Source organism: Carboxylicivirga longa, from assembly GCF_050589825.1.
Taxonomy (GTDB): domain Bacteria; phylum Bacteroidota; class Bacteroidia; order Bacteroidales; family Marinilabiliaceae; genus Carboxylicivirga; species Carboxylicivirga longa.
Window position 1 is genome coordinate 1 of sequence record NZ_JBNGOZ010000002.1, and the last position, 12218, is coordinate 12218.

At 45.3% G+C, this 12218-nt stretch carries 5 protein-coding genes; all 5 read right to left on the reverse strand.

Annotated features, from left to right (window positions below):
• Positions 1 to 39: 39 nt before the first annotated feature.
• The 5 genes from ACRD7A_RS01810 to ACRD7A_RS01830 all read right to left on the reverse strand — a co-directional run bounded on the left by ACRD7A_RS01810 (position 40) and on the right by ACRD7A_RS01830 (position 12210).
• Entirely contained in the window at positions 40 to 3735 is a 3696-nt protein-coding gene (locus ACRD7A_RS01810; protein ID WP_430809631.1) for a response regulator, read from the reverse strand.
• A gap of 116 nt (positions 3736 to 3851) precedes the next feature.
• On the reverse strand, positions 3852 to 6161 hold the full coding sequence (locus ACRD7A_RS01815; protein WP_430809632.1) for a glycoside hydrolase family 20 protein: 2310 nt from the start codon (positions 6159 to 6161) through the stop codon (positions 3852 to 3854).
• Between the two features lie 284 nt (positions 6162 to 6445).
• Positions 6446 to 8368, reverse strand: a complete 1923-nt coding sequence (locus ACRD7A_RS01820) for a RagB/SusD family nutrient uptake outer membrane protein (RefSeq protein ID WP_430809633.1) — start codon at positions 8366 to 8368, stop codon at positions 6446 to 6448.
• 24 nt (positions 8369 to 8392) lie between these two features.
• Positions 8393 to 11587: a SusC/RagA family TonB-linked outer membrane protein gene (locus ACRD7A_RS01825; RefSeq protein ID WP_430809634.1), complete on the reverse strand. Its 3195-nt coding sequence runs from the start codon at positions 11585 to 11587 to the stop codon at positions 8393 to 8395.
• Between the two features lie 17 nt (positions 11588 to 11604).
• Entirely contained in the window at positions 11605 to 12210 is a 606-nt protein-coding gene (locus ACRD7A_RS01830; RefSeq protein ID WP_430809635.1) for a hypothetical protein, read from the reverse strand.
• Between the last annotated feature and the right edge of the window lie 8 nt (positions 12211 to 12218).

Genomic DNA, 12218 nt, shown 5'->3' on the forward strand with positions numbered 1-12218 from the left:
AAGGAAAGGTTTTTGAAAATAGACCTATGTTATCAACAACTAATCGGTTTTACAACGCATTATTAAACTATAGCCAATATTATTAATAAATTCCTCGTCAGCATTACTGATCACCAGCTTCTGATCCATGGGTTTATGTGGCTGTTGAGTCTGATACTTTTCCTTTAAAAGCTGACGACGTTTCAGCAAGTTGTAAACCACATCCATGAGCATATCATTACTAAAGGGCTTGGTAAGATAACGGTCTGCACCCATTTTATAGCCCTTATTAACAGCCCCTTCCTCATCGCGGGCAGTAAGCAATACAACCGGAATATGACTTATGGAGGTGGTGGTTTTCACACGACGGCATAGTTCAATTCCATCCATCACAGGCATCATCACATCTGATACAATCATATCGGGCTGACGCTCCTCTGTGATTCTCAAGGCTTCCTGTCCATTACCAGCCAGATATATCTTTTTAAAATAAGGGGCAAAAATACTCTTTAAGTAACGTGTCATCTCAGCATTATCATCCACTACCAGAAGCGTCAGTGGTGACAATACGGCTTTAATATTTTCTGATGCCTTGCTATTTGCCACCAACACATCAGTGCTGTTGGTTTGCATTATTGTACCCTCCGGGCTGTTACAATAAGTCAAAGGTAGCGTAAAGTAAAAACGTGCCCCCCCTTCGGGTCGATTATTAGCACCCATGACACCGCCCTGCATCTCTATCAAAGCGCGGGCATAGGACAGGCCAATGCCATAGCCTTCGTTGTGAGCATCACCTTGCCGATAACGCTCAAATACTCGGGTATCATCACCCGGCTGAAGTCCCATACCTTCGTCGCCAATCGCGATCTCAACCACTTCCTCATCAAGCTTACGGGTTGACCACGACAGAGTGGCTGATGCGCCGGCATACTTAAAAGCGTTAACCATAAGATTGTGTACTACCTTTTTACAGGCTGTCTCATCCATCATCACATTCTCAACGCGATCATCCAGCTGCCATGCTATCTGCATATTCCGCTTTTCCAGCTCAAAAACGAATTCATTTACAACCGTCTTTAGCCAGGAATTAAGCGAAACAGCCTTCTTGGACAGCTTTTCATCGCCCTGCTCCATCTTACCCAGGCTAAGCGCCTGACCTGTTAAAGCCTTCAGGTGTTGCACCTGACGATTTATGAGTGTGAGCAAATTAAGGGCTGAGGCAGATAGGTTGTCTGATTTCAGCAGCTGTTCAACAGGACCGGCAATAAGGGTTAGTGGAGTGCGCAGCTCATGAGAGATATTCACCAGAAAATTGAGCTTTTGATGATTAACGGCACGATCCTTCTGCACCAGGGCCAGCTGTACTTTTCTTTTTCGGCGCTGTTCAGAAAAAAACAGCATTGCTGCCGACACAAGCGCCATTATTAGTACTACAGCCCAAATAAACCAGGCTCGCTGCCAAAAAGGAGGCATAACTGTAAATAGCAGCAGCTCCTGAGGCGCAGACCAATCACCATTGGAAAGTTGGGTTTGCACACTCACCGGATAAGTTCCCGGAGGAAGAAAGGAAAGATCGAACTCAGTATCGTATGACTCGACATAAGGCCTCGCTTTGTTGCCCACCTTGTATCGGAAACGCTTATCGCTGAAGAAGTCGTGACTCTTAATTAATAGCGAAAAACGAAAACTTGTATAGTGCCAGGGCACATCTATCTTTTTTGTAGCCATCAGGTCGGCATAGCGCTTGGCAGATAAGGCTTGTCCATTTTGTTCAACTTGTGTAAGATGCAGCTCCACCGGACTTTCGGATTTTTGATAATAGCCCTTACGAATATGCACCAAGCCATTAACCCCGCCAAGATACACATCCCCATTCCGCGTGGTAAGCACCGATTTAACCAGGTATTCATTCTGAAAAACTCCTTCGGAGGCACCATAACGCATGCTTGTATGAAGGGTGGTATTATAAAGTATCAGGTCGCCATTTAGCCCCATCCACAACTGATCATTAACCGGACCTGACAGGCTGTTGATGGGCCGATCGGTGTCCGACAGTAGTACCTCACATTGCCTGGTATTCATATCATAAGCGCACAGGGTGCCGGAGCTGGCCACCCATACGGTATCCATATTATGACATACTGCCGCCTGTATATCGTCTGTACCGGCCCACTTATGAAGCAGGTCTATACGACGAGCCTCTGCATCGTAGTTATAAATTCCTTTTTTACTGAAGAAAATACTTGCATCCTGAAAAGTACCCGCAGGCTTCAGTTCGCCATCGCCTTGCAGTTGGGTGGTGCGAGGCAACAACTCAAACCTTCTCTTTTGAGTATCGAGACGATAAACTTCATTTTCGAGCAGAAGAATAGTACCATTGGAATCTTTCAAAAGGCTCACCCCAAGGTAACGCTGACCAGGCATCGACAAAGTGTCTGCAATACTCACCGAATAGTTACTGAGCTTGCCCGAATGAATATCAAAATGTTTCAATCCTTCTAAATAGCAATTAAGCAACAAGCTACCTTGATCAAGCGACACAATTGCATTTACTTTTTTGCCTTTTGTAGAGGCATAATGCTGAAAACGCCCGGTTTGTGAATCATAACGGTTTAAGCCTCCCCCATCGGTGCCCACCCACACCTGCCCGGCTTCATCTTCGTACAAGCTAAGTACAGCAGGACTGCTTAAGCCCAAAGGACTATTAAATGGTGCATTGGTATGAGCCGATATGGACACTTGCTTAATGGCAAACAAACCACTATTAACCGTCCCGAGCCACAAGCCACCGTAGGTATCACAATAAATATGCGATACAGTATTTAATCGCAAACGATGAAAAAAAGGAGCGATATTACCGATGTTACTGAAACGATTTGTTAGCAGATCGTAAACCTGCACACCATGTCCATCAGTGCCCATCCACAGCTGATTATCCACCTGTGTAATATCAAGGATAACATCATTTTGCAGTGCACTATTGGTCTTTGTAAAATGCCGAAGACATTGGCCTTGCTTATCAAAAACCTTAACCCCCTTCTTGTAACCACTGATCCAAAGATGATCACGGTTATCAATACAGGCAGCCATAATCTCGTCTTCTGCAATAAAAGGCACCCGACTTAACTGACCACTATTTAAATCACAAAAATAAGCACCCTTCCATCTCGAAATAATCAAGACAGTATTTCCCTGCCACGGAAAAATCTGATAAAAAAGTGGCAAGCCGGTATTTAATCCTTTAAAATCCAATAACTCAAAGCTTCGGCTTACCATATCATATAAAGCCAGGTGACGACCAGCTCCAAATATCAGCTTTGAATTGTGCACCAGCACGTTACTATAAACCGTGTCGCGCTGGGCACGGCCTGTCACAACCTGATGAAAAGTATCGTTATGCCGTGAATAGGTAGCCATTCCCTTGTCGGTTCCCACCCAAATATCACCCTTATCGTCTTCAGTTATAAAATAAATATAATTGCCCGGCAGGCCATCGGGGGCAGTCTCACGAGCATGATAACATTTCATGCGTGTTCCATCATAACGGTTTAATCCATTACGGGTACCTATCCACAGCATCCCCACTGCATCGCGTAATATTGTTCGAACAGAGTTTTGCGACAAACCCTGTTCGATGGCTATTTGTTCTGTATAAAATTGCTTGCTAAGCGGCTTGCCAAAGGCACTCTGAAAATTTCCCCAAAAAAAGAGCCCTATGCCAAATAATACTAACAATGTATGCTTCGAAAAATTCATAAAAACAAGACCTTAGAATCCCAACTTTCCTCTGCAAAACTACGCATTTTATTGAGAAAGCCCCTGCCAAATTAAATTGACAGGGGCTTTCTGAAACCTTACTAAGCGGATAGTTCTTAATTGATGATGACTTCATCTACCGCCATACGAGAGAACTGACCTGCCCTAACGTGGGAAGGTGGGCAAATACCCGGCTTGGTCAACTTCACTTTTACGAAACGAGCCTTGCACTGAGGCACATTCAGTTCAATCATCTTTTTTGCTACACCGGCTTCGAAACGAACAGCCGGAATAAGGCTTTTGCGCTGCACCGACTGAAAGCTTTTATTATCATCCGATACCAGCACTTCTATTTCTGCCGGCAGATGTGCGGCTGCTCCACTATTGTTCAGAAAGCTACATACCACGTTATCAAACTCCATAACCTTCAATAAATCAATGGTAAATTCACCATCCTGATTGTATAAATCCAGGTATTCTCCATCTGTATTTTTAGCAGTACCCATCAAACCATTACTCACAGTATAAGCCTGCGCATAACGCGCAATAACGGGCTTGCCTGTTGCCTTGTTAAAGCGACAATTCAGATTGAGAATAGCACCCATGCGTTGTCCATCCTTAAAGGCAGCTGCGCGCATTTTACCGGCTTGCTTGATCGTAACCGTTCCTTCGTATGGTTGGGATGTGTTCTTGGGTTCGCTACCATCCAGCGTATAATATATGCTTACATCAGGACGAATACAACTGAGGCTCACCTCAAGATGTCCCTCGACCGGCTGTACCTCATGAAAAAGGTTATTTACTGAGTTGGCATAATTGAGACCCTCCTTTTTATAAATAGTCATAAGGCGATCGTTGCGCCCAATAAAATCGGCCCAGTCTTTATTTTGTACTTCAGTCCAGGCATTTTCAGCAAAGGCACTCATGCGAGGGAAGATCATATATTCGGCCTCCTGGGGCGTAGTTACAAACTCTGTCCATAGACAAGCCTGTATGCCTTTTAGCAATTTCTCTTGCTCTGCTGACAGCAGTTCAGTGGCTTGGTATTTATAAACATCTTCAAGAGTATTGTTACCAAAATAGGTATAGGGCTCGAACCACTGAGGGCCCTGATAACGTATGAAATACAAAGCCTTGGCAGGTGTCATAATGATAGGGTTGCCTTGTTCGGCAGCTTTTACAGCGGCAAAGCCATTACCGCGCCACCCCATAACAGTGGTCCCCTCAGGCACTTCTGCATTGGTGAGCTCATCCCAGCCCATCACTTTTTTGCCCTTGCCATTAATATAAGCTGCCATGCGCTTAATAAAATAACCCTGCAGATCTTCCGAGCAAGTCAGGCCTTCTTCTTTGATGCGCGCCTGACACAAAGGGCACTGATTCCAATGCGTTTTATTGGCCTCATCGCCACCCAGGTGGATATACTCCGACGGGAATAGTTCACATACTTCATCAATCATATCCTCAAGGAAAGCATACACCGAATCGTTGCCGGCACAATAGATAACTTTAGAGAACTCACCACCCATGCCCGGCACAACCTTAATGGGTTTGGGCGTTGTTGGACATGCCAGATTTGGGTAAGCCGCCAAGGATGACAGGGTGTGTGCGGGCATCTCTATTTCCGGAATAATCTCAACACTACGCGCCTGTGCATAAGCAACCATCTCACGAATATCGTTCTGAGTGTAATACCCCCCCATTTGCTCGGGCTCACCATCTACGGGGTTAGGGCGCAATGAGAAGAAAGTGTTACGCTCGGCCCGCCAGGCTCCCTCATCGGTAAGTGCAGGATATTTTTTTATCTCTAAACGCCAGCCATTATCATCTACCAGGTGGAAATGCAAATAATTAACCTTGTGCATGGCTAGCTGGTCAATCAAGCGTAGTACAAATTCCTTCGGCAAAAAATGACGCGACACGTCCAGCATAAAGCCCCTGTAAGCAAAGCGCGGAGCATCCTGAATCCGTAGGCCGGGAACCGTCCATGCCTGATCTTTCTGCCAGCTGTCCTCAAAAATGGCCAGGGGCAGTAACTGTCGTAATGTTTGTACCGCATAAAAGAATCCATTGTAAGTAGCGGCTTCAATCACCACACCATCCTTATTGGTTTCGAGGGTATAAGCCTCCTTGCCTAATGCAGCATTGGTTTTCAGCGTTACAGCATTGCGCTTTTGTCTTGTACTCAGCTCAGCTTTATAACTATAGTTAGCAGCCACCCTAAACTGTTCAAGCAGAGCATTTAAAGCACTTATATTAGCAGGACTATCGACCAACCAGCGAGTATTTTCGTTAAACTCAAAACCTTGTCCTTTAGCAATGCAATGGTTCGGTTTGGGTATTACATCCACCGAGGCCTGCACAACAGAAAGCCCACAAATCAGCAGCACAAAAAGCGCACAAAGTCTTAATTTATTCATCATCATAAATAAGTATTTATTATAATATTTATTTTTACCAAAAAAATACCTCTTAGATTATTCATTTAGTTAATTAATTATAATTTTTATCAAAACAAATAATGAGCCTGCCCACTGCTTAGCAGGTCAGGCTCATCGGAGATGTATTAAGCTGATTTTTTTGCGAGTCGTCTATTGACATACTATCAGCAACGATTAAGTCATATTAACTTAAAACCGTTTGTGAAATAAACTCTTTTTGAGCTTACGCAAATTACTTAATAAAAACTATAAAGCACTATGTCTTAATATTAATCCAGATCCACAGCATAGTCTGCAATTCCTGCCACTTTACTGGGCCATCCGGGGTTTTGATAAATGGTGGAACTATTAACATCACCATTGGGCGAAGTCATAATGATCTCACTCACAGGTATAGGCTCCAGATAGTGCGCCTTGGGGAAAGTGTATCCACCATAAGACGGAGAGGAAGCATTGAGTCGCAAGGGCTGTACATAGTTACCCATGCCACTTTGCGATACTACGCCGGCCTGTATATCCTTAGGATCGTAGTATTGATACATGTCTTCCCACAGGTTAATACCTTCGATGTTATAGTTAACCATATGATCGAGGGCACGCCAGCGCTTCAGGTCATTATAACGAAACCCTTCGGCCACAAACTCACAACGACGCTCGCGGCGAATATTGTAAAGCGTAGGTGAAACGTAAGTACCTGCCGACTTGGTAGCCAGATCCGTTTCCTGCTCTAAAATGGTGGCGGCAATGGTTGCGTTGTAATCCTCATCAACACCAGCACGATTGCGCAAGGCTCTCCAATAAGTGTCGCAGTTACCACCCAATGCACCATGACGCTCGTAATACGCCTCAAGATAAATCAAGTAGGCTTCAGCTGCACGGAAAACAGGCACATCAGTAGTTCCGGCTCCAGCCTCATCCTGTCCATCTTCGGTACTCATCCACTTCTTAATCTCATAACCGGTAGCCGTACCCTGGTTACCCACAACATGGATATTCGGCAGGTAATCCACCACGGTATCATTTACGAGCTCTCCATTTTGTTCAATCTGACGCATTACAAAACCGGCATCCTTAACTGAAGATACTAATCGATTATCGCGGTTCTTTAGTACATCGTGCACCATCAAATCCCCCTGATACAAACCTTCCGAATCAGCATATAAAGGCATACCGTTGCTCAACAGGAAGTTTTCGACGAAGGCCTTTGTAAGTCCTGTACCTGCACCTGTCCGCGACAAGTAATGCGTGGCACTGTGCGATACAACTCCCTCCTCGTAGTAAAGGGCAAGGATCACTTCGGGAATGCTTTCAAGACCTTTTATACGGTTAAACATCTCCTGATAATCATCGTGCAGCGGACGCGCCTGCGCCACCGCATCAGCGGCTTCGTAAGCCTGCTCGAAGAACCAGTTGTATTCGGCCTCGATGCCACCGGCCAGAAACTGAAAATCGGGGTACATGGCATGTCCGGGCCATTTGGCATTACCCGGAGCCAGGGCAGTGCCCTGATGATACTTTAACCAGGTAGCTTCATACAAGGCCACTCGCCCTTTCATCAGACGTGCTGCATCCTTGCACAAACGTCCTGTTTCAGGCGCTTCATCCAGCATCAGCTCAATGGCTTTGTCCAGGTCAGACAGTATGAAACGAGCAACCTCATTGCGGGGTGCTCTTTTACTAGCCTGCACAAGTCCCTCAAAGTCGTTGGAGAGCATCTCCGTAAGAATGGGAACATCACCAATGGTTGAAAGCAAACGAAAGTAATCATAGGCTCTAAAGAAATACGCTTCTCCCACATAGTGATCCAACAGTATTTCGGTTCCCATGATTTTACCGGCAGCACGCTTTTCGGCAATCTTGGCCAAAAAGTAGTTAATATCACGGATAACCTCAAACTTCCATTCGCTCTGTTTTACTAAAGGCGTCTGCTTATCACCCTTATAAAAATTAATATTAGGCGTATGTGACGACTGGTTATCGCTATTGTTATCGGCATTATACAAGCCCCCATACCAGTTACTCATACCCGGCAGTTGCTTATAAAAGGTGGTAGTGAACATCGCCAAATCTTCCACCCTATTAAAGTAAGCCTCATCGGATCCAAAATCCAGGGGATCGCGCTCCAGAAAGTCTTCGCAGCTCCAAAAAGCCGGTATCAGTACTAAACTTAAAATATATAATATTTTCTTCATTGTCGTTCTTTTTACTACTGCACATTAAAATGTTACCGATAAACCTACTGAATAGGTCGAATACATCGGATAAGCTTTACCAGGTCCGTACTCTGTACCCCCCACAGCCTCGGGATCAACAATCATAAGATTGGTCCAGGTCAGCAGGTTTTCTCCGGAAAAATAAAGCCGCGCTTTACTAATGTATTTCGACAAGATATGCTTGTTGGGCAGGTTAAAGCCAATCTGTACGTTTTTAAGGCGTAGATAGGAGGCATCCTGCATGTAGTAATCATTAACATGACGGTTCTCGCCCGATGTTTTCAGACGGGCATAGTATGGGTCGAGGTTAGCTCCCAGCGGATCGCCTGCCGGACGAAAGTAGTCAAGGTGATCTTTGTACAGTGAACGCTGCCATGGTGCGGCGATACCAAAAAAGGTAGCACTACCATCAAAGAAATAATCGCGCTTACCCACACCCTGCAGAAAGAGTGAGAAATCGATAAACTTATAGGCACCGCCCAATCGCAATCCGTAGGTATAACGGGGGGTGGCATTACCAATCACCTCGCGGTCACCCGGATCATAAATGGTGTTACCACCCTGGTTTACACTGCCTGATCCATCCAGATCTTTGTACATAAAATCACCGGCTCCCCAGTAAGCCCCGAGGCTCGATTGTGAGTATTTATCCTGCCACTGCTGCATCTCCAAATCACTCTTAGCAATACCTTCTACACGATAACCCCAGATATCACCCAGCTTCTTGCCTACAAAATATCCATCGATAGCGCCATCGGGGCTATCATACTTTGTGATCGTGCTTTGGTAGTCACTTAACGAAACGGTTACATCGTAGCTAAAATCTGAACCAATACGGTCGCGATAGCTAAGTTCCAATTCCCAGCCTTCTGTTTCCAGCTCGGAGTTATTGGTCCGGGGTGGCTTGGCTCCGTAAATATTGGGTAAAGCCTTAGCCGGCCCTATCATATCTTTGGTAACACGCTTATACCAATCGAGCGATCCTCGGAAACGGTTCCCCCAAAATCCAAAATCAAGACCTACTCCGGTATTTTCAATTTTCTCCCAGGTGAGTGAGCGGGTGAAGGGGGCAGGAGCCGGAAGCTTGTTAGCATTTTCACCTCCTAAAATAACACCGCTTGCACCTGGACTCATCACCTGATAGTACGGATAGAAACTGGATGTATTCTGGTTACCCAACTGACCATAAGAGGCCCGCAACTTCAACATTTCAAATCCCTGTTCAGCCAATGAAGTCCAAAATCCTTCCTGAGCAATGTTCCAACCCAATGAGAATGATGGGAAATACCCCCAGCGCTGCTCGCTCGGGAAACGTGAAGCTGCATCGGTTCGGAAGTTTACCTCCGCCATGTATTTATCGCGGAACACATAATTGAAACGCGAAAAAATACCCAGGTTAGACCACTCCCCTTTCTTTTCCGACATCAGCGGATTTGTTCCGGCCGGAGAAGGTAAAAAGGGTTTGTCATCAATTAATACATCATCGGAGGAAACACGGGTAAACTCCTTGTAATAGTATTCTGTTTGCACACCCACTAACACTTTGAAGTAATGATCACCTGCCGTTCGCTCGTAATCACTACGGAAGTTAGTGCTCAAATAATTAACATGTCCATTACCTTTTTCGTAGTATGAAGTACCAGCCGGTGGTTGACGCAGGAAGGTACCATTGGGTCGTACATCGGATTTATCGATCACCCCTTCCAGCACCTGAAAATACTCGGGCATACCATCAGGCAGTGTCATGGCCAGCTTTTTAAACTGTCGTGTCTCACGCGGGTTCTCCAGACGGCTACCCAGTTCTCCATAAAACTTCCAGTTTTTGATAGGCTCAAATGTTAATTTGGCTTGATTATAAACGATGCGGTCATTACGCGTCTGACGTCCCCCATTGGTAAGGGCCGGTATAAGCGACTCGGGCGAATACTCACCGTTGGGCAAATAAACCGGGATGGTTGGAAAGCGGCGTCCCAGGTTATGGAAAAACAGCGCATTTAATGCGCTAGGCTTATCATTCTCGGTAGTTACCAGGCGGGTGTTCCAGTTAAAAGTAAGGTTGTCCAATAAATCCACTTTAATCTTACCATTTACCGACAAACGGCTAAAAGCATCATCAGCATAAGTAAATACACCATTCTCCTTCAGGTAATTAGCTGAAAAGAAATAGGACACACCTTCTTTTCCACCGCTGAAGTTCAGGTTATGCTCATAAGAAGTCACCACATCTTTTAGGTGTACATCGTACCAATTGGTATTGCCAAAGGCCTGCTGCCCTGAGTACCAACGATTTTGCGTGGGGTGAGCTTCCGTACCATATGGCAGCTCACCGCGCTGATAGGCCAGAATTTTGGCCAACTGTGCCTGGCTGAACTGCGGACTCTGACCGGAGTTCATATAAGCATCATTAATCATCAGTGCAAAGGTGTGCGAGTCCACAGGATCGGGAATGTTAATGGGATCGGCAAAACGAAAGTTGCTCGTGTAATTAACACGGGTATCCTTATTTCCGGATTTGGTAGTAATAAGGATAACACCAAAAGGAGCACGCGAACCATAAATAGAGGATGAAGCGGCATCCTTCAGCACTGAAATATTCGCAATATCGTTAGGATTCACTGATGACAGGTCTCCTTCCATGCCGTCAATGAGAACCAGCGGACTAGAGTTAGAACCTTCATCAATGGTACCCAAACCACGAATATTAATCTTCATCTCCTGACCGGGTGCTCCCCCTAAGTCATTGCTGATATTCAAACCGGCAATGGCGCCTTGCAATCCATCGGCAACATTAGAAATGGGGCGCGAATCTAGTACTTCAGCATCGATGGTATTCACGGCGCCTGTGGCGTTGGCCCGCTTCTGCGTACCAAAACCTACAATAACCACTTCCTCCAAGTCAAGGTTACTGCTCATTGCGATGTTGAATACGCGCTTGCTGCCCACCTTAAACTCCTGGCTTTTAAAGCCCACAAAAGAAATACTAATCACACTTTCCTCACCGGGTACCTTAAGGTTAAAATTACCATCTATGTCGGTAATAACTCCAATGGTGGTACCCTTAACCACTATGGAAGCACCGGGTAAACCCATTTTGGTGTCATCCACCACTTTTCCTGAGATGCTAATATCCTGCGCCATGGCCGAAAAACCCATTAGCCAGAACAGTAACATCAACATTGTAATTGTTCTTTGTTTCATCACTCTCTTTACTTAGCTTATTCTTCTGTCATTGATTTTTGCTCAAACTGCAGCTTGTACATCACCATGCTGTCGCGAGTGGTAATGTATTGCGTTTCAATCCTCCGCCTCACGGGAATAAGGAAGTCCTCAGGAAAATACTGTTCGAGACCATACATACGGGACCCTACCTTATAGTCAATAATAGCATCGCCAATACCTGCCACCTGGTCATTCTTAATCCAATCGTGCCCTTTGGGGAAAGGAATAACCGGAGCATTCCAACGTGCATTGGATTTTACACGGATATAAAGCCGGTTTTTGTAACTGGGTAATAGCAAAACCGGTACTTCATACAATTTCGCTGTTTTACCTTCGTAATAAACCGTATCCACATTAACCTCACCCACTGAACCATCCGGATTATAAACCGTATCGCGTTGCAGGTAATGATAGATGTAGGTAGTGTCCTTTGGCTGAGGATTCACAAAATCAAAATCGTAGCCACTCACAGAATCGGTGATACTGACAATCTGAAAATCAGAGGCCAGGTTGGGATCACCAAAATCATAATTCTCGTCTTCACAGGCCATCATGCTCAAGGTGAGCACAAGGGCGATGAGCCATGCCCAATTACACTTCATGTTCTAAT

Coding starts and splice junctions, on each gene's coding strand:
- ACRD7A_RS01810 (WP_430809631.1), bottom strand. CDS start 3,735: ATGAATTTTTCGAAGCATACATTGTTAGTATTATTTGGCATAGGGCTC.
- ACRD7A_RS01815 (WP_430809632.1), bottom strand. CDS start 6,161: ATGATGATGAATAAATTAAGACTTTGTGCGCTTTTTGTGCTGCTGATT.
- ACRD7A_RS01820 (WP_430809633.1), bottom strand. CDS start 8,368: ATGAAGAAAATATTATATATTTTAAGTTTAGTACTGATACCGGCTTTT.
- ACRD7A_RS01825 (WP_430809634.1), bottom strand. CDS start 11,587: ATGAAACAAAGAACAATTACAATGTTGATGTTACTGTTCTGGCTAATG.
- ACRD7A_RS01830 (WP_430809635.1), bottom strand. CDS start 12,210: ATGAAGTGTAATTGGGCATGGCTCATCGCCCTTGTGCTCACCTTGAGC.